The sequence below is a fragment of the Pseudomonas parafulva genome (genome assembly GCF_000800255.1).
Lineage (GTDB): Bacteria > Pseudomonadota > Gammaproteobacteria > Pseudomonadales > Pseudomonadaceae > Aquipseudomonas > Aquipseudomonas boreofloridensis.
This window is the reverse complement of the sequence record NZ_CP009747.1, coordinates 1,040,746-1,065,425: the sequence shown is the minus strand read 5'-3', so window position 1 is coordinate 1,065,425 and position 24,680 is coordinate 1,040,746. Positions and strand designations below refer to the sequence as shown.

Genomic DNA, 24,680 nt, shown 5'->3' with positions numbered 1-24,680 from the left:
CGGGCCACGCCCTGCGTGTTTTCCCACGAATGGTTCGTCCCGATGAAGATAAAAAATAAGCTGGTGATTGCGTTCGTTCTGGTGGCATTTATCCCGGTGGCCTTGGTCGGCGCCATCTCCGTGCTGAACATTCGCACCGAGGCCGTCGATCAGTTCATCGATGGCAGCACCCGTGAGATTCGTCAGATCGACGGCAACATGCGCCAGTTCTTCGACGGGACCCTGCAGAACGTAGAGCAGATGGCGACCGACCCCTTCTACACCTCGGTCAGCACCCTGAAGGACTACACCGCGGCCGACGCCGCCAGCCGCCCACTCCCCGCCTCCGCTCAACAGGTCATCGACGCCTTCTCCCGCTACGGCACCACCCATCCGGCCGCCGCGATCCTCTCCATCGGCCTGGAAGACGGCACCTACGCCAAATGGCCAGACGACCCCAAGCTCGCCAGCTATGACCCCCGTACCCGCCCCTGGTACAAGGCCGCCATGGCTGCACCGGGCAAGACCGTGCGCACGGCGGCGTACTACTACGACAAGGATGACGTCGCCCTGGTCGGCACGGCCCGCACCCTCAACGACGCTGCCGGCAAGCCCAAGGGCGTGTTCGTGGTCAGCGTGTCACTGAAGAATCTCACCGAGCTGATCAAGAGCATCAAGCTGGGCGACAGCGGCTACGTGATGCTGATCGAGAATGGTACGGTGCTGGTCGATCCGCGCGATGCCAGCCACGGTTTCAAGCAGCTCAAGGATCTCGGTGCGCCTTATGCGCAACTGGCGGCCACCGAACAGGGTTCGACCGAGGTGGTGATCGACGGCGTGCGCTACATGGCCAACGTCTGGACCTCGCCGGTGCTCGGCTGGCGCTTCGTCGGCCTGATCGAATACAGCGAAGTGATGGGCGCCGCCACCTCCATGACCTACCTCACGATCGTCATCGTGCTGGTATTGGCGCTGGTCTTCGCATTGATCGCCGCTGCGTTCTCGCGAGTCATCGTCAAACCCATCGGCCAAGTGAGTACGGGCCTGCAGCAAATCGCCCAGGGTGAGGGCGACCTGCGCCGCGACCTGGTGGTCCAGGGCAAGGACGAAACCGCCGAGTTGGCCGGCTGGTTCAACAAGTTCCTCGCCGCGATCCGCCAGTTGATCCAGCACATCGGCGCCGCGTCCGGTAACTTGCATGAAGCCTCTCGCGCCAACAGCGAGCTGGCCGGCAGCATGAATGAAGCCGCCGGTCGCCAGCGCGAAGCCGTGGAACTGGTCTCCACCGCCTTCAACGAGATGGTCGCCACCGCCAACGAAGTGGCCCGCTCGTGCAGCAGTGCGGCGGGCGCTGCGGAGAACGGACATCGTCGGGTGGCCGAGGGCAAGCAGCAGATCGAACAGACCACCGACAACGTCAACCGCCTGGGCACGCGCCTGAGCGAATCGTCGCAGGCGATGGTCGAACTCGAAGAAGGCAGCCGCAACATCAACCAGATTCTCGGCACCATCCGCGCCATCGCCGAACAGACCAACCTGCTGGCGTTGAACGCAGCGATCGAGGCCGCCCGCGCTGGCGATCAGGGCCGTGGCTTCGCGGTGGTCGCCGACGAAGTGCGGGCACTGGCCAAACGCACCGCCGACTCCACGGGTGAAATCGATCAGTTGCTCAACGCGCTGGGCAACAAGACTCAAGAAGTGTCGCAGAAGATGGACAGTTGCCTGGACCTGTCGCGCGCCAGCGTGTCATCGATCGAAAGCGCGCGCGACAGCTTCGAGGGCATCCAATTGTCGGTAAACGAGATCCGCGACCAGAACCTGCAGATTTCCGCCGCAGCCGAGGAGCAGCACAGCGTGGCCGAGGAGATCAACCGGCATATCCAGCAGATCTACGACGAGGCGCGCCTGGTCGAGGGTCTGGCCAGCTCGGCACAATCGGACTCCGGGCGGTTGTCGCAGTTGTCGGAAGAGCTCAACGGCCTGGTCGGACGCTTCAAGTCCTGACCCCGACTCAGTAGCCCACAGCGCGCTCTTCGACACACAGAGGTGCGCGCTGACCGTAGACGGCACCGGTCACGGCGCCCACAACGCCCATGATCAGGCAGAAGCCTACGCACACCCAGGGGCTCCACGGCATCAGGGCGATCAACGCCAAGGGCGTGGTACTGGCCCACAGCGCATAGGCCAGGTTGTAGGTGAAGGAGATCCCGGACACGCGGATCTGCGCCGGGAACAGTCCGACCATCACCGACGGCACCACGCCCACCACGCCGCAGCTCAGACCCGCCAGCGCGTAGGCCAGCCAACTCCAGCCCCACTGCCCCATAAGGCTCGCATACAAGAGGCCAATGCCCAGCGGCAGGACCAGGCTGTAGAGCATCAGCGCGCGCCAAGCACCGATGCGGTCGACCAGCAGTCCGGCCAGCACGCAGCCGATATTGAGAAAGACGATCCCGACGCTGCTCAAGGCGAAAGTTCGCCCAGCATCGATGCCAAAGCGCTGCTGCATCACGGTGGGGGTAATCACCACCAGCACCACCACCGCCGAGGTCAGCACGCAGGTCAGCAGCGCCGCCGGGATCAGCGAACGTCGGTGCTCGGTCAACACGCTGCGCAGCGGGAACGCCACGGGCGGCGTCCGGCGTTCGCGCAGGGCCAGGAAGACTGGCGTCTCGCTCAACCAGCGGCGCAACCATACGCCGAGCACGCCGAACACGCCGCCAAGCACGAAGGGATAGCGCCAGGCGAATTCGAGGATTTCCTGCGGGCTATAGAGTCGGGCCAAGAGCGTGGCGACCAACGCCCCGAGCAGGTAGCCGAAGGTCAGGCCTGCCTGGAGAAAGCCCAATGCATAGCCACGTCGACCCGGTGGCGCATGCTCGGCGACGAAAGCCCAGGCGCTGGGCACCTCGCCACCGACGGCGGCGCCCTGCAGGATGCGCAGGGCCAGCAGCAGCAGCGGCGCGGCGTAGCCGATGTCGGCGTAGGTGGGAATCACGCCGATCAGCAGGCACGGCAGCGCCATCATCAGAATGCTCAGGCTGAAAACGCGCTTGCGGCCCAGGTGGTCGGCGAAATGGGCCATGAGAATACCGCCCAACGGGCGCGCCAGATAACCGGTGACGAAGATCCCGAAGCTCTGCAGTAGCCTTAGCCACTCGGGCATCTGCGGCGGGAAGAACAGTTGGCTCAGGGTCAGGGCGAAGAAAACGAAAATGATGAAATCGTAGATTTCCAGCGCTCCGCCGAGGGCTGCCAGGCCCAGGGTCTTGTGGTCCCTGCGGCTGAAACGGGGGGCTCTAGGGGGGGCGATGGGGGTCATTGGGATCTGCTGAGCTGGTGTTTGGGGGGCACAGGATAGCAAAAGCTGAAAAGCGGGGGTTTTTGAGGGCTGCTTGTCTTGGGTGAATATTCGTTGGCTTTGGTGAGGCTTAGTCACCTTTTCGCCTTTACGGCGACCCCCTTTTTTTCTTGGAAAAAAGGGGGGCAAAAACCGCTTGCTCCCGCATCCGGCCCCTGCGCTGCGCGCAGGGGTTCCCTCGCGCCGGCGTCGCTCCGGGAGGACCGCGCTTAGGGGCCTTCCTGGCCCCAAGCGCTTGACGGGCATCCATGCCCGTCACCTCCCTGCGCAACGCCTATGCTCGGCCTCCTGAGGTCGCGGTTGGCGGTGTTTGAACTACCGCGCACTAAGATCAAAAGCAACGGCAACGGCAACGACGATTCGATCGCGCAGCGCTCCAGCACATCTGCCCCACTGCCCTGCTTCTAAGCGCGCCATCTTGCAGACGCCGCCCATCGCGACCTCAGAAGGCCGAGCAGAGGTGGCATGGAGGGGGTTGACGGGCATGGATGCCCGTCAAGCGCTTGGGGCCATGGATGGCCCCTAAGCGCGGTACCCCCGGAGTGCCACCGGCGCGAGGGAACCCCGCAGCGCAGCGAAGGGGCCGGATGCGGGAGCAAGCGGTTTTGCCCCCCTTTTTCCAAGAAAAAAGGGGGTCGCCGTAAAGGCGAAAAGGTGACTAAGCCCCACCAAAGCCAACGGATAAGCCCCCACCCCCCAGCCAGAACAAATCACCGATCCCACCCCCGAATCCGCCCCCGACAATGCTTCATGGCATTAACGATATGCTTCTCGACCATCCCCTGCGATATCCCAAGCCGCGCCGCGATCTCCCCATGCGACAACCCCTCGAGCTTGCGCAGCAAAAAGCATTCCCGGCACGTCCCGCTCAGTTCATCCAGCGCCCGCCGCACCATCGCCAATCGCTGCTCAAGATGCAGTTGCTGCGAAGGCGCCGGACTGTGCCAGCGCTCATCGTCCTCCAGCACTTCCAGCGGCTCGACCTGCCGCACCAACTGCCGCCGATGCCTGTCGATGACCAAATTCAGCGCCGTACGATAGAGGAACGGGCGAGGCCGTTCGATCGGCGGCTGACCGCTGCGCTCAAGTAACCGAACCCAGACATCGTGCGCCACATCCTCGGCCACATGCCGGCTGCCCAGCCGCGCGCAGAGAAAGCTCAACAGTTCGCGATAGTAATGTTCCACCACGGCCTTCGCTTCTCCTCCAGGCAACACCGATAAAGTTGAGAATGCGCATCGGTGATATCAGTGTGACATATTACAAATTACACCCATTCTCAGCAACGCAGCCCACCCGGTCCGCTAAATCCCGGTGCACAAGGTTCGTCTATCGGTGACGTTCGTATGTGCCTGCACGCCATGCCACGCCTCATACCTCCGCCTGGAAGTCTGCAATGAGACGCACCTCCCCGCTCCCCCGTCGACTGCTGCTCGGCGCCCTGAGCCTGCTGGCACTGGGTACCCTGCTGGCCTGGAAAACCCTGCCCCTCGGCGCACCATCGCTGAGCACCGTGCCCGTCACCCGCGCCGACATCGAAAGCAGCGTCACCGCACTGGGCACCCTGCAGCCGCGTCGCTACGTCGATGTCGGCGCCCAGGCCTCCGGGCAAATCCGCACGCTGCACGTCGAAGCCGGCGATCAGGTGAAAAAGGGCCAACTGCTGGTGGAGATCGACCCGTCCACCCAGCAGGCGCGCCTGGATGCCGGACGCTATTCGATCGAGAACCTCAAGGCCCAGTTGGCCGAGCAGCGCGCACAGCACCTCTTGGCCCAACAACAGGTCAAGCGCCAGCAAGATCTGGCTCGCGCCGGTGCCACACGCGAAGAGGACGTGCAGCGCGCTCAGGCGGAATTGAAAGTGACCCAGGCCCGGATCGACATGTACCAGGCGCAGATCCTCCAGGCCCAGGCCAGCCTGCGCAGCGACGAAGCCGAGCTTGGCTACACACGCATCTACGCGCCGATGGACGGCACCGTGGTGGCGGTCGATGCCCGTGAAGGCCAGACGCTCAACGCCCAGCAGCAGACGCCGTTGATACTGCGCATCGCCCGGCTGTCGCCGATGACCGTCTGGGCCCAGGTTTCGGAGGCGGACATCGGCCAGGTCAAACCGGGCATGACCGCCTACTTCACCACCCTGGCCGGTGGCAAGCGACGCTGGACCAGCACCGTGCGGCAGATCCTGCCGATCCCGCCCAAGCCACTCGACCAGAGCAGTCAGGGCGGCGGCAGCCCGACCAGCGCCAGCAGCGGCAGCACGGGCAGCAAAGTGGTGCAGTACACCGTTTTGCTCGATGTGGAGAATCCCGATGGCGCGCTCATGGCCGAGATGACCACCCAGGTGTTCTTCGTCGCCGGTCAAGCCCGCCAAGTGCTCACCGCGCCGCTGGCCGCGCTGGACGATGCACCTGATGACAGCCTGCGCCTGGCCCAAGTGCTCAACCCGGACGGCAAGGTCGAACAGCGCCAGGTGCGCACCGGGCTCAGCGACCGCCTTCGGGTGCAGATTCTCGACGGGCTGCGCGAAGGCGAGCACCTGGTCATCGGCGCGCCGCGCGCCAGTGGAGGCTGAATGAGTGCAGCGCTGATCGAGCTCGACGACATCCACAAAGTCTACGGCGGCATCGACTCCCCCGAGGTTCAGGTGCTGCGCGGCATCAGCCTGAGCATCCAACCCGGAGAATTCGTCGCCATCGTCGGCGCCTCTGGCTCGGGCAAGTCCACCCTCATGAACATCCTCGGCTGCCTCGATCGTCCGTCCAGCGGCCGTTATCGCTTCGCCGGACGCGATGTCGCCGAACTGGACAGCGACGAGCTGGCTTGGCTACGCCGCGAAGCCTTCGGTTTCGTGTTCCAGGGCTATCACCTGATTCCCTCAGGCTCAGCCCAGGAAAACGTCGAGATGCCGGCCATCTACGCCGGTACGCCTGCCGACCAGCGCCATGCCCGGGCCGCCGCCCTGCTCGAGCGGCTGGGCCTGGCCAGCCGTACCGGCAACCGACCGCATCAGTTGTCCGGCGGTCAACAGCAACGGGTGTCGATTGCCCGCGCGCTGATGAACGGCGGTCATATCATCCTCGCCGACGAACCCACCGGAGCCCTCGACAGCCACAGTGGCGCCGAGGTGATGACCCTGCTCGACGAACTGGCGAGCCAGGGCCACGTGATCATTCTCATCACCCACGACCGAGAAGTGGCGGCGCGGGCGCGACGTATCATCGAGATTCGCGACGGCGAGATCGTCAGCGACTCGGCCAGCGCCGAGCCACCCACCGTGCCCGGCGTGCAGGCCGATGAGTTGCGCCGACGCCTGGACCGCGGTGCAAGCCTGCGCGGCGCTTGGAAAGGCGAGCTGATCGAGTCGCTGCAAGCGGCTTGGCGGGTGATGTGGATCAACCGCTTCCGCACCGCCTTGACCCTGCTCGGCATCGTCATCGGCGTGGCTTCGGTGGTGGTGATGCTGGCGGTCGGCGAAGGTAGCAAGCGCCAGGTGATGGCGCAGATGGCCGCCTTCGGCTCCAACATCCTCTACATCAGTGCCAAGCACGCCACCTCACGCGAAGCGGCCGGCCAGATCACCCTCGACGATGTCGCCGCCATCGGCGGCCTGCCCCAGGTGCACCGCATCATGCCAGTGATCGGCGGCGAGCTGATGGTGCGCCACGGCAACAACAACCAGACGTTCTACGTGGGCGGCAACAACACCGAATTTCCACAGATCCTCAACTGGCCGGTCGTCCAGGGCAGCCTGTTCACCGAAGCCGATGAACAGCGCGGCGCGGCCGTGGCAGTGATTGGCCAGAAAGTCCGCGACAAGCTGCTGGCACCGGGCAGCGACCCGCTGGGCCAGTACCTGCTGATCGAAAATGTGCCATTCCAGGTGGTCGGCGTGCTCGCTGCCAAGGGCGCCAGCTCCGGCAATCAGGACAGCGACGAGCGCATCGTGGTGCCCTACTCGGCCGCTGCGACCCGCTTGTTCGGCTCGCGCGACCCCGAATACGTGATCATGACCGCCGCCGACTCGAGCCGGGTGTCGGAAACCGAGGCGGCCATCGACCAGTTGATGCGCAAGCGACGCCAAGGCAAGCGCGATTTCGACCTGACCAACGACGCTGCACTGATCCAGGCCGAGGCGCGCACCCAGAACAGCCTGTCGCTGATGCTCGGCGCGATTGCCGCCATCTCGCTGCTGGTCGGCGGCATCGGCGTGATGAACATCATGCTGATGACCGTGCGCGAACGCACCCGCGAGATCGGCATTCGTATGGCCACCGGTGCCCGTCAGCGTGACATCCTGCGCCAGTTCCTCACCGAAGCGGTGATGCTGTCGATGGTCGGCGGCGTCACTGGCATCGCCTTGGCCCTGGGTATCGGCGGCGCGCTGCTGCTGGCCGATATCGCCGTGGCCTTCGCCCTGCCCGCCATCCTCGGCGCCTTCGCCTGCGCCGTGATCACCGGTGTCGTGTTCGGCTTCATGCCAGCGCGCAAAGCCGCCCGACTCGACCCGGTCAAAGCCCTTACCAGCGTGTAGCCCATGACATTGCCAAGCCGCATCAGCCTGCTGACCCTGAGCCTCTGCCTCGCCGCCTGCGCCACTGCGCCTGCGCCGCAGACGCCGATAGAACTGCCGAGCACCTGGCAAGGGGCTGCCAATCCGACAGCTGCGCTGCCGGATCGAGCGTGGTGGCGAGCGTTCTCCAGCCAGGAACTGGACCGTTTGATCCTACGTGCCCGCGAAAACAGCCATGACCTGGCCGCCGCCGCTGCGCGCGTGCGCCAGGCCCAGGCCAGCACCGTGATCGCGGGAGCGCCGTTGTTGCCGGAGGTGCAATTCGGGGTGGACGGTAGCCGTCAGCGCCTGCTGCGTGGCGAAGGCAGCGATCGGCTCGATGCCTCGAGCAGCGAGCGCACCAGCACCGCCTTCAGCACGCGCCTGAGCGCCAGCTACGAAATCGACTTCTGGGGCGGGCTGCGCGGCGTGCGTGACAGCGCCTTGAACACACTCCAGGCCAGCCGCTTCGACCGTCAGACCGTAGAGCTGACCTTGACCAGTGCTGTCGCCGACAGTTACCTGCAAGGCCTGGCCCTTGAGGAGCAATTGCGCATCGCCCGCCTCAACCTGGCCAATGCCCGCGACGTATTGAACCTGGTCGAAGCACGCGAGCGTACCGGCGCGTCCACGCGCCTGGAACTGGCTCAGCAGCGCAGCCTGGTGGCGTCACAGGAGCGGCAGGTGCCGCTGCTCGAGCAGCGCTGGAAGGACAACCGAGTGGCCCTGGCCACGTTGCTCGGCGAGCCGGTACAGCGCCTGCGCACCGGCACCGAATCGCTCGCCCAACTGAGCTGGCCGGCGATCGGCAGCGGCGTGCCCAGCGAGCTGCTCAGCCGTCGTCCCGACATCGCCGCTGCCGAAGCTCGCCTGGCAGCGGCCCGTGCTGACGTGCAAGTGGCCAGGGCGGCGCTGTTGCCGCGCGTGGTGCTCGGTGCCGAACTGGGCAGCGGCGCGCGAACCTTCGCCGACGTCCTCGACAGTCCGTTCTACACCCTGACCACCGCGCTCACCGCGCCGATCTTCGATCATGGGCGGCGTAGCGCCGAGCGCGACCGGGCCACGGCACGCCAGCAGGAGCTGCTGGAAATCTATCGCCAACAAATCATCGCGGGCTTCGGCGACGTGGAGAAAGCACTGAATGCCATCGACGGCGTCGAGCGCCAACGCCAGTGGCAGGACCAAGAGGTGGAGCAGGCGCGCATCGCCTTCAGCCTGGCCGAGCAGCGCTACGCCGCCGGCGCCGAGACGCTGCTGACGGTACTGGAAACCCAGCGCACCCTGTACCAGGCCGAGGATCAGCAGGCCCAACTGCGCCTGGCTCGCCTGCAGGGCAGCGTGGCATTGTACAAGGCCTTGGGCGGCGGCTGGAGACTTTGAGGCGATGGACGCCGCCTGCAGGAGTGCGGGCGGCAAACACAGGGCGACACTCGCCGCTCAGGACAGGATGTTCCTCATCGACAGGTGCCGCGCATACCACGGCCGACGCGGCACACGGCGCAGCCACTGATCGAGCGAGTCCGGCTCGCCAAAGGTGATGCGCAGCGCCAGCTTCATCACCTCAGGGTCCATTTCGACGCTCTTGCCGGGACGAATACCTGGCAGTGTGCTGCAGCCATGGGTATCCGGGCCGAGCCAGGGATCGGCCACCTCGACCCAGGGCCCCGGCGCGAACCATTGCACGCCATTGACCTCCAGGCGGCGGACCTGGCCGGGATGGTGTCGCTCGTGGGCGCGATACCAGTCCTCGATGCGGTCGTCGATCCACCCATGAAAGCCCCAGAACACCGGGTGCACATGGGATGAAAACGGGTCGCCGAGAAAATCGTTCTCGCGCGCGAACCAGCGTCCGGCGAAGTCGTCCTGCTCACGCGCGAACGGCACCGGCACACCATTGGACGGATCGCGCGGCACCGACGCCCAGCACATGTGCAGCCAGTCGTGCAGGTTCATTTCCAGCTCGGAACCAAAGGCGCCCAGGCTCAATTTGGACAGGTACAGCGGGTCCTGGTACTGCGACTCCCACACCTGGAAGTTGCTGGTGAAGGTCTCGCCGGCCTTGATCGCCGACACCCACTGTCCGTAGTCGTCGTCGCCCGGCGCTCGCCAGGGCGGCGGCACGCGGCAACCGTCGTGGTTATCGTAGTAACGGGCAAAGCCTTGGCGATCGAACTCGACGCTGGGCTGCGGCAGCGGAAACTGCTGCCAGGACGGCAGGTCCTGCAACGCCCGGGCGGTGCCGAGCATGTGCCGGTGCATGAATAGAAAGTCTACGCCCGAGCCATTACGGTGTTTGCGCGGCCCTCGGGCATCACGTTCATGGTCGCGCGGCCCCGGTTGCCAGCCCAGGCCCCTGAGCGCATTGCGTTTTTCATCGGACATCTTGTGCCATTGATCGCGACTGGCGTGCCAAAGCTGATGGAACAAGCGGTGCTCGGGACTGATCACCCAGGCTTGCATGGCCGCGTTGTAGGGCAGGCGTTCGCGGGCTTCGGGAAACAGGCGCTTGACGGCCACGAAGCGGCTGTCCGGCACCAGCAAGGTCAACGGGCGGTCCAGGCGCTGCAAGCGCCCGCTGAGCGTGCCACTGCCGGCGTTGGCGAATGCGCCCCAGACCTCGTCGAGGCTGGCCACGCACTCATAGCTCGGTCCGCCGCGCTGGCCGATGAGACGCCAGCGCACCTGGGCCGACGATGCGCCGACCAGATCGCCCAACACCCGGTAGGCGGCAGGGCCTACGCCACGCAGGCGCTCGCCGGTGTCGACGAAGCCGCGCAGGCCGCGCCCCTTGGTAGCGATGTCGAAAAACACCTCGACGCCCGCGCCCGGCAAACCCTCCAGGCCACCGTCGCGGCCCTCGAAACGAATGTCCCAGATCCCGCGCAGTTGGTCGGCGAGCCATTGCCCGGCCAGGTCGGCGAGCTCGACGCTGGCCTCGCCCGGGGTGACGACATCGTCCTGCGGATCGTGGGTCAGCACCTTGTGTGCATGATAGGCCGCGCCCCCCGCGGCCCCCGCCACTGCCAGGCCTGCGATGAATCCTCGTCGGGAAATGGTCATTGCGTCTCTGTCCGTTGCAGCCATGCTGCGGCCTCTATCCAAGCTAGAACGTACCCTGCGCCAGAAAATTTACCGGGGTCGGCAGGTGGTAATCGGCTACGGCCCGGCCGCTGACACCGCCGCCTAGCATCGCAGCCTCATCCCCACAGGAGCAGTGCCGATGCCAGCCCCTCACCCCTCCCCGACCCTTGATTTCATCCATGCCCGCCTGCCTGCATGGATGCACAGCGCCACACCGGGGCAACGCGACCTGCTGCAACGGCGCGTGCAAGACAGCGTCAACGCTGCCCGGAGGGTGCGCGAGGTGCTTGCCCAGGTGCAGGATGTCGACAGCTTCTGCCGCCCGTTGCTGATCGAGGCGCTCGCCAGTTGGTATCCGGACACACCGCTGCCTGCGCCTGAACAAGGCATCGTGCAACGCCGCGACCCCGTGCGTGAAAGCACGTGGCTGGAAGCGGCCCTGCAGAATTTCGACGCCAACGAGCCGATCTCGCTGCATGTCTCGGCCCAAGACCTGCGTCCGTTGCCATTGGACAGCGCGCGGTTCGTCAAAGGCGTGCGCAACCTGGACCTGGGATGGCGCTACCAGAATCATCTGCGCGAGCATCTGGATAACGACGACTACCGTGGACGGCTGCTGCAGCAAGACCGAAGTGCATTCGCCGCCGAGCTACTGCTCGCCGTACTGGAGCGGCGCATCGACAGCCGCGGCCAGATGCTGGGCGACGCCGTGCTGTCTGGACAATTCGACTTGCCGATGGCCGATGGCCAAAGCAGACGGCTGCAGTGTGCGTACTTGAGCGTGTTCGGCATCCCGCTGCACGGCCCGCTGCTGATTCGCCTGGAACCCCGCGACGCGACCGAACCCTGCTTGCTCTATCTGCCGGGGGCGCCAGGCGAATCCCTGCACCAGTACCCCTCGATGCAGGCGCTGGGCAGCGCGTTGACCCGCAAGCTCTGGAAAGCGGACGTTCGTCGCTACTTCGCCGGTTTCGTCAGCCATAAGCAGTTCACGCTGTTCGCCACGCGCCTGCGCCAGGCGCTGTATCCGCTCTACCCCTACAGCACGGTGCAGCACGACCCGGTCCTGGAGAAGGGCCAGGCGATCAGTTGGCTGGAGCGTGCGTTTCCCTCGCCGCACAGTATCTGGCAGCCAACACTGGACAAGAATGCGCGATTGCCATGGACCTGCGGACTGTGGTCCGGCGACCCGTTCGCTGCGCGTGCCCGGCACAACGTCGTCCGCGCATTGGCTGACGCTGCCACCCTGGCCGTCCCCGTTGCCGAGCGTAACGCTGCCGCCCAGCGCGAGCGCCTGGAGGGGTGGTTGCAGTTAGGTCTTAATGTGGCCAACCTGGCCGGGTTGTTCGTTCCGGCCCTGGGCACGGTGATGATGGTCGTCGGTGCTGCACAGGTGGTGGACGAGTTCCTCGATGGCGTTCACGCACTCAATGAAGGCGACAGCGATGCCGCCATCGCACACCTGTTCGGCGTGTTCGACAGTCTGATCACCTTCGCGGCCCTGGGCGCCGCAGCCCGCTACGTCGAGGTCGAAGGCCCGTTGCAGGATTGGCACTTGCTGGAACACCAAGGCAGGCAGCGCCTGTGGAACGGCGACACGACATTGTTCGCGGCTAATCGCCCTTGGCCGTCAGGGACCAACGTCTCTGCCGATGGTTTGCTGCACTGGCAGGGCCGGCAATGGCTGGAGATCGACGCCAAGGCTTATGCGCTGGGCCGTGACACCGATGCGCGCTGGCGTTTGAACAATCCTGCCGGGACCCACACCGTCGCACCCGCGTTGAGAGGACATAGTGCGAGCGTGCCGGTATTCGAACACGAAAATCCCTTGGCCTGGGATCGACAGACCTTGCTCAGGCGTCTGACACCGATCAGCACGGGGCTCGACGACGCCAACCTGGAACGGGCGCTGCGTTGCAGTGGTTACAGCGAAGCCGAAGTAAGACAACGGGTGGTCGATCATCAGCCGCTGCCCGCCCTGCTTCTGGACAGCCTGCAAACCCAAGGCGCCAGCGGCTTGAGTGACGCCGTACCGCTCGGCCCTGAGGCCGAGGTGCTGGCCCGGCATTTTCCGTCGCTCAGCGAGCGGGTCCGCAGCGAGTTGCTGGCCAGCGCCCAGCACGACGACCTGCGCCAACTGCAACGCAGCCAGCGGCTGCCGCTGGCGATTGGCGAATCGGCTCGGCTGTACCTGCGCAATGCCCGCCTCAACCGCGCCTTGAGCGCCTTTCAACTCGATACAGGCGCGTACGCTGACCGCGACCTGATCGTCCTGCGCCAGTTGCAACGCTTACCAGGCTGGAGCGGGAACACCCGGGTAGAACTGCGCGAACAACGCCTCGCCGGTCGCCTGCTGGCGGCCGCCGGCCCGCAGGAAGGGGCCTGCAAAGTGATCGTGCGCGATGGCGGTCGCTACCGCCCCTTCGATGAAACCGGCCTCACCCTCGGCAACGACACCGACCTGTTCCAGGCCCTGCTACAGGCGCTGCCGGACGCCGAACGCGTCACTCTGTCCATCGACATCCACCAGCCACAGCGCCTGAGCGATGCACTGTTCGACTTGGCCGCCAACGACCGCGAGGGCTGCGCCCAAGCGCTGGGCATGCAGCCGATCCGTCCTCTGCTGCGCCTGCCGATGCGCCAACCCGGCGATCCACGCCTGGGCTACCGCCTCAGCGGTCGCGGCCGAGGTTGGGTCGACCCCGACGCGCTGTTCGACGAGCTGTATCCCAGTACGCCTGAAGACGACCGCCAGGCCCTTCGTAACCACCTGCGCCAGCAGGCGGGCACCGCGCCCCATGCCTTCTCGCGCCTGCTGCTGGAACTGCGCGAGGATTACCGGCGTCTGAACAGCGCATTGGAATTGTGGGTGGAGGAACCGCACACCCCGCCACTGGAAAACCCCGAGGCTCGGCGCACGGCGCGCATCGCTTTCGCCCAAAGCATACGCCAGGCCTGGCGGCGCGAAGCGCCCATGCATGGGCTGGGTGGCTTCGACCGATTGGTGCTGCACCTGAACGCCAACCGCGTTGGCAGACTGCCGAACTTGCCAGGCCCTCTGACCCAGGTTCGATCATTGAGCCTGGTAAATCTGGACGGTGGCCAAACCTCCAACCTGGGTGGTTTTCTCGAGGCGTTCGGCGCCGTACGCCACCTGGACCTCTCATCCTGCCTGCTGGGTCGTCTGCCTACGCAGCTCGGCAGACTGGGGGCGTTGGAGAGCCTGATGCTGGCGGAGAATCTCATCGATCTCCAGATCGCGGAGAACGTCGAGGTCATTGCCCGGCTGACCCGGCTGCGCCAACTCAATCTGACGGACGCTATCTCCAACCTGCCGGTCACCGCCCTGCAACGCTGGGCGCAACTGCCGCGTCTGGAAGCGCTGCAAATCGAATCCAACAACCTCAATCTCGACGCGGCCCAACTGCAGGCGCTGGAACAGTGGCCGGCGCTGCGGGCGCTCAGCCTGCGAGACAACAGCATCCACCTGACGGTGCAGAGCCGCGATGCGCTGGCGCGACTCAACCGCCTCGAACAGCTCTATCTGAGCGACAACCCTCTGGAACTGTCGCCCGTTTTCACCGGCTGGACACGCCTGGAATTGCTGGACCTGCAGGACACTTCAATCTTCGAATGGCCGGTGGGCCTCACGGCACTGCTTGACCAGCGTCCCTTGCGCCTTCGCCAAATCGACCTAAGTGACAATCTGCTGACCGAACTACCGCCCCTGGCGGGTACTCAGTTCGCCCAGGCGGCCGCCGCAGAAGAAGGCACGCTCTACAACTTCGACAGCAACCCGCTGGATGAGCAAAGCCTGCAACGCCTGACCGATGCCGGTCTGTCCGCTTCACCGGACTACCCGATGCAAAATGGCTGGTATTTCGACTGGCCGATGGACCTGCTCGACCATGTCTCCGACACCGCTGAACACCCCCAGTGGCAGCCGCTCTACGCGCTGTTCGCACGGATGCCCGACACCGCCGAGTACCAGCAGCATCCGGCACAGGTGATCCAGCGCATGCAGCAGGTCGTGCGCTTGCTCAGCGAGCCTGTCCAGCCGGGCGCCGAGGGTGGCTGGGGGCGGGCCGAGCTCTTGCAGCAGATCAGCGCACGCCTGGAAGATGCGGCACAGACCTGTGTCGATCAGGCCAGCCTGTTATTTCAGCAGACAGAAACCGATGTATTGATGTGGCATATGTTCTCGCATGCCGGCCCATCGGCGGACGATGCCCAGGCCCTGCTCGGCAGTGCGCTTGGCGTGTTGCGCCAGCACCTCCTGGATGAGCGTATCGCCCGCCTCTACGACGCTCGAGTCGCCCGTAGACGGGCCTTGGCCGAACCTGGTGATACGGGGATGGCGACTGAGCTTCCACCGCTGCATCCCGATGACGACCTGGACGACGCCAGTTTGGGGGCAGCCAATTTCCTGATCGATGAGATCGAAATCCAACTCGATGCCAGACGGCGCCTGCAGGCACGCCTGGGACTGCCGCCGCAGCCGCAGGCGATCGCATTCGGGTATCTGGCGCAGCTGAGCGAGGCGACCGTCGAGCGGCTGGGGGCTGCGGTACTGGCGGAGGTCGATGCCCAGCGCTTCAGCGATTGGGCGGTGCAGCAGCCGCTGTGGCGCGACTGGATCCAGCGTCTGCATCAGCCTGCCTTTCAGGCCCAGGAGCAGGCCTGGGAGGGCGCCGTGGACTATCACTCCAGCCTTAGCGAGGCCACTGAGCAGGTGGGGGCCTATGAAGGCGCGGTGGTCGCCGAGCCCTACCTGGTCGCGCTCGAACAGCACCTGGGGGATATTCCGGGGTTGCGGTGGCGGGTGGATGGGGTGGTGCAGAGGGTTGATCTGGTGTCTGGGCGGTATGCCAATGAGGGGGAGGTGTATCGGCGGGCCAGTGAATTGTTGGTGAGTAGTCGGGCGATTGCGTTGGATGGGCTGGTTCGGGAGATTACCTGGGCTATGGTTGATAGGGGGTGATTTGGTTTGTTTGCTTTGGCGAGGGGGGGGGTTCCGGGGCGAATATTCGGATTTTGGGGTGAATACCCGGACTCTGGAGTGAATATCCGGATTCTGGGGTGAGGCTGAGTCACCTTTTCGCCTTTACGGCGACCCCCTTTTTTTCTTGGAAAAAAGGGGGGCAAAAACCGCTTGCTCCCGCATCCGGCCCCTGCGCTATGCGCAGGGGTTCCCTCGCGCCGGCGTCGCTCCGGGAGGACCGCGCTTAGGGGCCGTCCTGGCCCCAAGCGCTTGACGGGCATCCATGCCCGTCACCTCCCTGCGCAACGCCTATGCTCGGCCTCCTGAGGTCGCGGTTGGCGGTGTTTGAGCTACCGCGCACTAAGATCAAAAGCAACGGCAACGGCAACGGCAACGGCAACGCCGATTTGATCGCGCAGCGCTCCAGAACATCTGCCCACCGCCCTGCTTCTAAGCGCGCGCCAGTTCAGACGCCGCCCATCGCGACCTCAGGAGGCCGAGCAGAGGTGGCATGGAGGGGGTTGACGGGCATGGATGCCCGTCAAGCGCTTGGGGCCATGGATGGCCCCTAAGCGCGGTACCCCCGGAGTGCCACCGGCGCGAGGGAACCCCGCAGCGCAGCGAAGGGGCCGGATGCGGGAGCAAGCGGTTTTTGCCTACTTTTTTCCCAGAAAAAAAGTAGGTCGCCGTAAGGGCGAAAAGGTGAATCAGCCTCACCCAAGCCAACGGATATTCACCCCAAAAGACCTAGCCCCCCAAACAAGCCCCATCAAAAAATTCATCAGCCAACACCCCCGCCCTAGAGCCCTACCCAAGAAACACCCCGTAACTGGTCAGACCGGTCAAACCAAAACCTCTTGCCACCCCCACCCACCAGCGCTTACATTCGACCCCGCACTGGACAAACCGGTAAGACCACAATAATTAAGTCCCGCGCTCTTTCGCCCGCACTCCCCTGGGGGCATCGAAGCAGGGACACCGAATCAGAGATCCCTCCCATGCTCAAATGGTGCTCGCGTTCGATCTTCCTCCAAGTTGTCCTGGGCCTAGCCCTCGGCATTGTCTGCGGTCTGAGCTTCCCTGACCTCTCCCTGCAACTCAAACCCCTCGGTGACGGCTTCATCAAGCTGATCAAGATGCTCATCGGCATCATCGTGTTCTGCGTGGTGGTGACGGGCATCTCAGGCGCAGGCGACCTGAAGAAGGTCGGCCGCATCGGCCTGAAGTCGGTGATCTATTTCGAGATCCTCACCACCATCGCCTTGGTCATCGGGCTGGTGCTGGCCTTCTCCACCGGCATCGGCCAAGGCGCCAACATCCACCTCGACCAGCTCTCCAGCGCCGATGCCGGAGCCCTCGCTGACCGCGGCGCACACCTGCATGGGGCCACAGCGTTCTTCATGGACCTGATCCCCACGTCAGTGATCGGCGCCTTCGCCGACAACAACATCCTCCAAGTCCTGCTGTTCGCCGTGCTGTTCGGCAGCGCCCTGAACCTGGTCGGTGAATCCGCCTCGGGCATTTCCCGACTGATCAACGAACTCAGCCACGTGATCTTCCGCATCATGGGCATGATCGTGCGCCTGGCGCCGATCGGCGTGTTCGGCGCCATCGCCTTCACCACCAGCAAGTACGGCCTGGAATCGCTGCAGCATTTGGGCGGACTGGTCGCGCTGTTCTACATCACCTGCGCAGGCTTCGTCCTGCTGGTACTGGGCACCGTGATGCGCGTGTCGGGCCTGAAGATGATTCCCTTCCTCAAGTACCTGCGCGAAGAGCTGACCATCGTGCTGGGAACCGCGTCCTCCGATGCCGTGCTGCCCCAGGTCATGCGCAAGCTCGAACACCTGGGTATCGGCAGCTCCACCGTCGGACTGGTGATCCCCACCGGCTATTCGTTCAACCTCGACGGCTTCTCGATCTACCTGACCCTGGCCATCGTTTTCATTGCCAACGCCACTGGCACGCCGCTGGCCATGACCGACCTGCTGACCATCCTGCTGGTGTCACTGGTGACCTCCAAAGGCGCCCACGGCATTCCCGGCTCCGCGCTGGTGATCCTGGCGGCGACCCTCACCGCCGTACCGGCGATCCCAGTGGTGGGCCTGGTGCTGGTACTGGCGGTGGACTGGTTCATGGGCATCGGCCGCGCGCTGACCAACCTGGTCGGCAACTGCGTCGCCACCGTGGCCATCGCCCGCTGGGAGAAGGACATCGACATGGAGCGGGCCAACAACGTGCTGTCCGGCAAGCCGGGTTTCGCGCCGCTGCCCCGTAAACCAGGCCAGGCCCATCAGCAGGAGTTCTGAGCAGGCCAGGGCCGACGCCCGACGTCGGCCCGCAGGCAGCAAGACTCAAGCCTCAATCGGGGAAAGCACCGTGATCAGTTCATCGACCGTCGTCACCGCCGTGGTGGAAAAACTGCGCAGCGCCCTGGCCCGTGGCCAATGGCGCAGCGGTCAAATGCTGCCCGGTCAGCGCGAGCTGGCCGAGCAATTGGGTATCAGCCGCCCGAGCCTGCGTGAAGCGCTGACTGTGCTGGAAACCCTCGGGCTGGTGCGGGCCATGCCGGGCAAGGGCGTGCTGGTGCTAGACGCCGACCTTGCTCTGGTCTCGGTCAGCGACAGCGTCGGCGCCGCCAGCCTGGCCGACGTGCTGGAGCTGCGCTACACCCTCGAGCCCTTCATCGCCGGGCTGGTTGCGCAAGCGGCCGGCAGCCAGGACATCGGCCAGTTGCGTTTGACCCTGATGGACCTGCGCGAGGCCGTGGACGCCAGCGATAGCGAGGCCGGCGTAGTGGCCTACATCGCGTTGCACGAAGCGCTGTTCGCGCTGACCACCAACCCAATCTTCCAGAGCGTGGTGCAGCAGACCAGCAATGCCCTCAAGCAGAGCGCGGCAATGCTGCGCGACTCGCCCGAACACTTCGCCGCGCGGCTGGAAGAAAACGAAGCGGTGGTGCGTGCGATCCGTGCGCGCAACAGCGCCGAGGCCAGCGCCCAGATGCGCCGGCACATCCTCGCCGAAGGCCTGCGCATGGGCATCGAGCTGAACATTCCGGACGAGCATCCGGCCCCGGACCATTGACCCAGGAGAGCGACCATGACTGCCTTGGCCCATCCATCGCGCTTGCCCCAGTTGATCAAGACCGGCGAAGGCCGACTGGGTGCCGAACAGATCTATCCGCGACTGTTCGACGCCATCCTCGAACAGCGCCTGCCGCCGGGCAGCGCTTTGCCCGAACAGGCCCTGGGCAATGCGTTCGGCGTCAGTCGCACCGTCATCCGCCGCGTCCTCGGTCGCCTGGCCGACCAGCAGGTGGTGGTCCAACGGCCCAGTCACACCGCGCACCTGGCCGCGCCCGATCCGCAGCAGGCGCGCCAGGTGCTCAGCGCCCGGCGCCTGGCCGAAACCACCTTGATCGGCCTGGCCACCCAGCGTGCTCGCCCCAACCAGATCCGTCAGTTGCGTCAGTTGGTGGAACGTGAACGGCTGCACCATGAACGCGGCGAGCGCTGCACGGCCATCCGTCTGGGCGGCGAATTCCACCTAAAGCTCGCGCAAATGGCCAACAACGCCCCGCTGGCGCGGTTTCTCAATGGCCTGGTACCGATGACCTCACTGATCATCGCTCGCTATGAAGCGCCCTGCTGCGAGCACTGCGCCTGGGAAGAGCACGCGGCCATCATCGACGCAGTAGAAGATGGCGATGCCACATCGGCGCTCCGGCTGATGCATCAGCATCTGGATCGGCTGGAAGCCAAGCTCGACCTCGATGACGCTGACTGAGCGTGGCTCACGCCGTCGCCAACGCCGAGGTCGGCAACCCGAAGATCCGATCGAACGCCCAGTTGTAGACGAAGGTGTAGCACGGCACCAACACGATGAACGCCAGGTCCACCACAAACGCTTCCCATAGGCTCATGTCCAGCCACCAGGCGATCAGCGGGATGAGGTACACCACCAGGGTCAACTGAAAGCCCACCGCGTGCCCTACCCGCCTGGCCAAGCCGCGCCCGCGCTTGGCCTGGCGACTTTCCCAGCGCTCGAACAGGGTGTTGTAGATCAGGTTCCAGACCATGGCGATGGTGGTGATCATCACCGCCAGCGGGCCGGTGTGCGTGGCTTGGGTGTCTGACAGGTACGCCAGTCCCAGGGTCGACATGCACAACCCAATCAGTTCATAGAAGGTCACGTAGACCAGTTTGCGTTTGGCGCCTTGCACAGTCGTTGTCGCTCCATAGCCGTTAATGAGGGCGCCAAGACTGAATCAATTCTGTTGACAGAAAAAGTCAGCTCCTTTCAGATTTACTGACAGGAGGCGCAATGAACTTTTCCAGTGACAACATCCAGCTGTTTCTCGCCGTGCTCGATGGCGGTTCGTTCTCCGCGGCGGCACGACTGCTCGGCCGCGTACCCTCGGCGGTGAGCATGGCCGTGGGCAATCTTGAAGCCGAACTGGGCTACCCGCTGTTCGAGCGGGGCTCGCGCGAGGTGCGCGCCACCGATCGCGCTCGCGCCCTGGAACCCCATGCCCGGCTGATCGCCGAACAACTGGGGTTGCTGCAGGTGCATGCACTGGAGCTGTCGCGCGGCCTGGAGAGCAGTCTGTCCATCGCCGTAGTGACCGATATCGATCCGGCTGCGTTGCTGGCGGCCATCGCCCGACTGGGCGAGCGCTACCCATTGCTCGACATCGAATTGCTCAGCGCGCCCCAGGACGATGCCCTGCAGTTGCTCGACAGCGGCCGCGTCGGGCTGTGCCTGGCCTTCGCCGAACTGCAGGTGGATCCGCAGCGCAGCTTCCAGCACCTGGGCAGCGAGGCGCTGGTGGCGGTGCTGTCGCCGCATCACCCGGCCTTTCGCGAAGGGCGTATTCGCGACCTCGAAGACCTGGTGAACATCCGCCAGATTCTGGTGCACAGCCGCCACCTGCCGCTGGGCGATACCCGCTCGCTGATCGGAACCGCCCATTGGCGTACCGACAGCGTCGACCTGGCCGTGCAGATGGTCGAAGCGGGTCTGGGTTGGGGCGATCTACCCTGCGCGCGTATCGCCCCGCGGGTGCAGGCTGGACGCTTGGTGCGACTGGCGTTTCGCAACACGCGCAATGAACTGCAGTTGCCGGTGCATGCGCTGTGGCGCAAAAGCCAACCGCTGGGCCAGGCGGCGCGAGCGCTGGTGGGCATGCTGACCAGCCGCTGAGCCTTCACCATCCGTCGGACGCTACAGCAACGCCCTCAACCTTTCGTCGAGCATGCCGATATCGATTCCGACAGGCACCGCCAGCCCGCCACGAGCGGGCGGCCGCCATCTCCGATTTCGGCTCAAGGTCTCGAAACATGAACCTGAAGTTTCGCCACAAGATCCTCCTCAGTGCCTGCGGTGTCGTGGTACTGGCATTCGCACTGTTCACCCTCTACAACGACTACCTGCAGCGCAAGACCATCGCCCAGAACATTGAGTCGTCTGTGCAGCAGGCGGGCGCCCTGACCGCCAGCAGCGTGCAGAACTGGATGAGCGGGCGCATCCTGGTACTGGAGAATCTGGCCCAGGACATCGCCCAGCAAGGCACCGGCAGTCAAGTGGCCGGTCTGGTGGATCAGCCCTCCTACACCAGCAACTTCCAGTTCACCTACTTCGGCCAGAACAATGGCGCCTTCACCCAGCGCCCTGACGCGCAGATGCCCGACGGCTACGATCCGCGCAAGCGTCCGTGGTACAGCGCCGCCGTCAGCGCCAACCAGACCCTGCTGACCCCGCCTTACCAAGCCTCGGTGGGCGGTCTGGTGGTGACCATCGCCATCCCGGTCAAGGCGCGCGGCAACGGCGAACTGCTCGGTGTGGTCGGTGGCGACCTGAGCCTGGACAGCCTGGTCGACATCATCAACGCCGTGGACTTCGGCGGCATCGGCCACGCGTTCCTGGTCGACCGTGAAGGCCAGGTGATCGTCAGCCCCGACAAGGACCAGCTGATGAAGAATCTCAAGGACCTCTACCCCAACAGCGGCCTGCGCGTCGAACCCGGCATGCAGGACGTGACCCTCGCGGGCTCCGAGCGCATCGTCTCCTTCACGCCGGTCAAAGGTCTGCCTTCGGCGCAGTGGTACATCGGCCTGTCGATTGATAAAGACAAAGCCTACGCCGCTCTGGGCCAGTTCCGCAGCTCGGCCATCATCGCCATGCTCATCGCCGTGGTCGCCATCGCCGCTGTGCTGGGTCTGCTGATTCCCGTGCTGATGCGTCCGCTGACCACCATGGGCCGCGCCATGCACGATATCGCCGAAGGTGAAGGCGACCTCACCCGCCGCCTGCAGGTGCAGAACAAGGACGAGTTCGGCGAGCTGGCAGCCGCTTTCAACCGCTTCGTTGAGCGGATCCATGCCTCGATCAGCGAAGTGGCCTCGGCCACGCGGCTGGTGCACGACCTGTCCGAGCAGGTCATGAGCGCATCCAATGCCTCGATCAACGGCTCGGAGGAGCAGAGCCTGAGGACCAACAGCGTGGCGGCGGCGATCAACCAGTTGGGCGCCGCCACCCAGGAAATTGCCCGCAATGCCGCCGATGCCTCGCAGCACGCCAGCGGCGCCAGCGACCAGGCCAATGATGGGCGCCAGGTGGTCGATGATGCGATCAGCGCCATGACTGCGCTGTCGCAGAAGATCAGCGAATCGTGCCAGCAGATCGAAACGCTCAACGCCAGCACCGACGAAATCGGCAAGATCCTCGATGTGATCAAAGGCATTTCCCAGCAGACCAACTTGCTGGCGCTCAACGCCGCCATCGAGGCCGCTCGTGCCGGCGAGGCTGGGCGCGGCTTCGCCGTGGTGGCCGACGAGGTGCGTAACCTGGCGCACCGCACCCAGGAATCGGCCGAAGAGATTCACCGCATGATCACCGGTCTGCAGGTCGGCTCGCGCGAAGCCGTGCACACCATGAACGCCAGCCAGGTGTCCAGCGAACAGACCGTGCAAGTGGCCAACCGCGCGGGCGAACGGCTGGCCAGCGTGACGTCGCGCATCGGCGAGATCGATGGCATGAACCAGTCGGTGGCCACGGCCACCGAGGAACAGAGCGCGGTGGTCGAAAGCCTGAACCTGGACATCACCCAGATCAACGCACTCAACCAGCAAGGCGTGCAGAACCTCAACGAGACCTTGCGCCACTGCGACGCCCTGACTCAGCAGGCGGGTCGTCTGAAGCAACTGGTGGGCAGCTTCAGGATCTGAAGTTGCCCAGCACGCAGTCACCCCCGCCGACTGGTCAGCGGGGATGGCTGCGGCGCGTTATAACCTCATAACGAAGAATTCTATTTGGCTATAACGAACAATCTATATGCTGCCCAGCATCCGACCACGGGCTAGCAGGCAGATTGAGTAGCGTATGGATGTAGGTTCTTTCGGTTTCACCATTGCCGGGCTGGTAGTGGGTTTCATCGTCGGCATGACCGGCGTTGGCGGCGGTTCGCTGATGACACCCATTCTGCTCTGGTTCGGTATCAACCCTGCCACTGCCGTGGGCACCGACCTGCTCTATGCCGCCATCACCAAGGCCAGTGGTGTCTGGGTGCACGCGCGCAACAAGAACATCGACTGGAAGATCACGGGCTGGCTGAGCCTGGGCAGCGTACCGGCAGCAGCCCTGACCCTGTGGTTCCTCAGCACGCTGCACACCGACACCTCGGCGCTCAACGCCATCATCAAGCAGGGCCTGGCCGTGGTGTTGATCCTCACCGCACTGGCCATCCTGTTCAAATCCCGTCTGCAGGCCTTCGCCAGCCGCCATGCGGGCGACCATTACCACCTCAGTGCCCGCAGCCTGAACCTACTCACGGTGACCACCGGCATCGTGCTGGGGGTCATGGTCACCCTGACCTCCATCGGCGCCGGGGCACTGGGGACGGTGGCGCTGTTCCTGCTCTATCCGTTCCTGGTCACCCGACGCCTGGTCGGCACCGAGATCGCCCACGCCGTGCCGCTGACACTGGTGGCTGGCCTGGGCCATGCCGGTATGGGCAACATGGACTGGTCGCTGCTCGGCTACCTGCTGCTGGGCTCGCTGCCCGGCATCTACCTGGGCAGCCACCTCACCGGGCGCATTTCCGACCGCGTGCTGCGCCCGTGCCTGGCGGGGATGCTGCTGCTGATCGGCTACAAACTGGCGTTCTGACGTTTCACTCAGCCCGGCAGTAGTCGCAGGCGCCAGCGCTCGGTACGGCTCAACTCGATCCGCGCGCACGGCAGCACGTCGATCGCCTGGCACGTGCCCAGCGACGCGTCCAGGACTTCAGCCAGTGCAGCGCGTATCACCAGCGGGTGAGTGACCGCCAGCCAGTCCCCTGGCGCAGCGAAGGACTCCAGCCAAGCGGCGACCCGCCCATGCAGCGCTGCAAACGACTCGCCGCCATGGGGCGTCGCCTGTACATCCAACCCCCACCACGCCAGCGCGTCCGTTTCCTCTCGCTGAACCTGCTTGAGGCTCAGGCCTTGCCAACGGCCCATGTAGCAATCGGCCAAGGCGGGTTCGAGCTGCACTTCGGCGCCCAACCAGGCCGCCGTCTGCCGCGCGCGCCGCTCGGGCGCGCTGATCAGATGCGTACCGGGAGGTGCGCTGGCAAGAAGCGGCGTTTGCGCCAAGACAGGCTCTTCAGGATGCGAAAAGCAGCCAGTCTGCTGGGAACGGGTCTGGGCATGGCAGATCAGGGTCAGGCGGACGGGTTTCACCGT

16 protein-coding genes are annotated in these 24,680 nt (G+C 65.0%); 11 read left to right on the top strand and 5 right to left on the bottom strand.

Annotated features, from left to right (window positions below):
• Nucleotides 1-42 precede the first annotated feature (42 nt).
• Entirely contained in the window at nt 43-1,983 is a 1,941-nt protein-coding gene (locus NJ69_RS04630) for a methyl-accepting chemotaxis protein (protein WP_039576540.1), read from the top strand.
• Nucleotides 1,984-1,990: 7 nt separating this feature from the next.
• Here the strand turns inward: NJ69_RS04630 and NJ69_RS04625 are convergent, their stop codons facing one another.
• A complete protein-coding gene (locus tag NJ69_RS04625) occupies nt 1,991-3,301 on the bottom strand; it encodes an MFS transporter (RefSeq protein WP_039576539.1) in 1,311 nt (436 codons plus the stop codon).
• A 749-nt stretch (nt 3,302-4,050) separates the two neighbouring features.
• Nucleotides 4,051-4,527, bottom strand: coding sequence for a sigma-70 family RNA polymerase sigma factor (locus tag NJ69_RS04620; protein WP_039583094.1), 477 nt, complete (start codon nt 4,525-4,527; stop codon nt 4,051-4,053).
• Between the two features lie 209 nt (nt 4,528-4,736).
• Here NJ69_RS04620 and NJ69_RS04615 point away from each other — a divergent pair, with 209 nt between their 5' ends.
• Genes NJ69_RS04615 through NJ69_RS04605 form a run of 3 tightly spaced genes read left to right on the top strand, consistent with a single transcriptional unit; the run spans nt 4,737 to nt 9,272 of the window.
• Entirely contained in the window at nt 4,737-5,915 is a 1,179-nt protein-coding gene (locus NJ69_RS04615; RefSeq protein WP_039576538.1) for an efflux RND transporter periplasmic adaptor subunit, read from the top strand.
• A complete protein-coding gene (locus tag NJ69_RS04610; protein ID WP_039576537.1) occupies nt 5,916-7,874 on the top strand; it encodes a MacB family efflux pump subunit in 1,959 nt (652 codons plus the stop codon).
• A 3-nt stretch (nt 7,875-7,877) separates the two neighbouring features.
• A complete protein-coding gene (locus NJ69_RS04605) occupies nt 7,878-9,272 on the top strand; it encodes an efflux transporter outer membrane subunit (RefSeq protein ID WP_039576535.1) in 1,395 nt (464 codons plus the stop codon).
• A gap of 57 nt (nt 9,273-9,329) precedes the next feature.
• Here the strand turns inward: NJ69_RS04605 and NJ69_RS04600 are convergent, their stop codons facing one another.
• Nucleotides 9,330-10,952, bottom strand: a complete 1,623-nt coding sequence (locus NJ69_RS04600; protein ID WP_039576533.1) for a twin-arginine translocation signal domain-containing protein — start codon at nt 10,950-10,952, stop codon at nt 9,330-9,332.
• Nucleotides 10,953-11,112: 160 nt separating this feature from the next.
• Between NJ69_RS04600 and NJ69_RS04595 the strand changes: the two genes are divergently transcribed.
• From NJ69_RS04595 to NJ69_RS04580, 4 genes are all read left to right on the top strand, one after another.
• Entirely contained in the window at nt 11,113-15,954 is a 4,842-nt protein-coding gene (locus NJ69_RS04595; protein ID WP_039576531.1) for a dermonecrotic toxin domain-containing protein, read from the top strand.
• 998 nt (nt 15,955-16,952) lie between these two features.
• A complete protein-coding gene (locus NJ69_RS04590) occupies nt 16,953-18,263 on the top strand; it encodes a C4-dicarboxylate transporter DctA (protein WP_029614702.1) in 1,311 nt (436 codons plus the stop codon).
• Nucleotides 18,264-18,333: 70 nt separating this feature from the next.
• Nucleotides 18,334-19,041 (top strand): FadR/GntR family transcriptional regulator, encoded by a 708-nt coding sequence (locus NJ69_RS04585; protein ID WP_039576530.1) that lies wholly within the window; start codon nt 18,334-18,336, stop codon nt 19,039-19,041.
• Between the two features lie 15 nt (nt 19,042-19,056).
• Entirely contained in the window at nt 19,057-19,743 is a 687-nt protein-coding gene (locus NJ69_RS04580) for a GntR family transcriptional regulator (RefSeq protein ID WP_039576529.1), read from the top strand.
• A gap of 7 nt (nt 19,744-19,750) precedes the next feature.
• Here NJ69_RS04580 and NJ69_RS04575 read toward each other — a convergent pair whose 3' ends face one another.
• Entirely contained in the window at nt 19,751-20,179 is a 429-nt protein-coding gene (locus tag NJ69_RS04575) for a PACE efflux transporter (protein WP_039576528.1), read from the bottom strand.
• 101 nt (nt 20,180-20,280) lie between these two features.
• On the opposite strand from NJ69_RS04575, the gene NJ69_RS04570 reads away from it, so the two are divergent.
• The 3 genes from NJ69_RS04570 (at nt 20,281) to NJ69_RS04560 (ending at nt 24,123) form a co-directional block, all read left to right on the top strand.
• Complete coding sequence (locus NJ69_RS04570) at nt 20,281-21,159, top strand: LysR family transcriptional regulator (RefSeq protein ID WP_039576527.1); 879 nt, start codon at nt 20,281-20,283, stop codon at nt 21,157-21,159.
• A 137-nt stretch (nt 21,160-21,296) separates the two neighbouring features.
• Nucleotides 21,297-23,183, top strand: a complete 1,887-nt coding sequence (locus tag NJ69_RS04565; protein WP_039576526.1) for a methyl-accepting chemotaxis protein — start codon at nt 21,297-21,299, stop codon at nt 23,181-23,183.
• A gap of 154 nt (nt 23,184-23,337) precedes the next feature.
• A complete protein-coding gene (locus NJ69_RS04560) occupies nt 23,338-24,123 on the top strand; it encodes a sulfite exporter TauE/SafE family protein (RefSeq protein ID WP_039576524.1) in 786 nt (261 codons plus the stop codon).
• 8 nt (nt 24,124-24,131) lie between these two features.
• Here NJ69_RS04560 and NJ69_RS04555 read toward each other — a convergent pair whose 3' ends face one another.
• Nucleotides 24,132-24,677, bottom strand: a complete 546-nt coding sequence (locus tag NJ69_RS04555) for a histidine phosphatase family protein (protein WP_039576522.1) — start codon at nt 24,675-24,677, stop codon at nt 24,132-24,134.
• Nucleotides 24,678-24,680: the final 3 nt, after the last annotated feature.

Coding starts and splice junctions, on each gene's coding strand:
- NJ69_RS04630 (WP_039576540.1), top strand. CDS start 43: ATGAAGATAAAAAATAAGCTGGTGATTGCGTTCGTTCTGGTGGCATTT.
- NJ69_RS04625 (WP_039576539.1), bottom strand. CDS start 3,301: ATGACCCCCATCGCCCCCCCTAGAGCCCCCCGTTTCAGCCGCAGGGAC.
- NJ69_RS04615 (WP_039576538.1), top strand. CDS start 4,737: ATGAGACGCACCTCCCCGCTCCCCCGTCGACTGCTGCTCGGCGCCCTG.
- NJ69_RS04610 (WP_039576537.1), top strand. CDS start 5,916: ATGAGTGCAGCGCTGATCGAGCTCGACGACATCCACAAAGTCTACGGC.
- NJ69_RS04605 (WP_039576535.1), top strand. CDS start 7,878: ATGACATTGCCAAGCCGCATCAGCCTGCTGACCCTGAGCCTCTGCCTC.
- NJ69_RS04600 (WP_039576533.1), bottom strand. CDS start 10,952: ATGACCATTTCCCGACGAGGATTCATCGCAGGCCTGGCAGTGGCGGGG.
- NJ69_RS04595 (WP_039576531.1), top strand. CDS start 11,113: ATGCCAGCCCCTCACCCCTCCCCGACCCTTGATTTCATCCATGCCCGC.
- NJ69_RS04590 (WP_029614702.1), top strand. CDS start 16,953: ATGCTCAAATGGTGCTCGCGTTCGATCTTCCTCCAAGTTGTCCTGGGC.
- NJ69_RS04580 (WP_039576529.1), top strand. CDS start 19,057: ATGACTGCCTTGGCCCATCCATCGCGCTTGCCCCAGTTGATCAAGACC.
- NJ69_RS04570 (WP_039576527.1), top strand. CDS start 20,281: ATGAACTTTTCCAGTGACAACATCCAGCTGTTTCTCGCCGTGCTCGAT.
- NJ69_RS04565 (WP_039576526.1), top strand. CDS start 21,297: ATGAACCTGAAGTTTCGCCACAAGATCCTCCTCAGTGCCTGCGGTGTC.
- NJ69_RS04560 (WP_039576524.1), top strand. CDS start 23,338: ATGGATGTAGGTTCTTTCGGTTTCACCATTGCCGGGCTGGTAGTGGGT.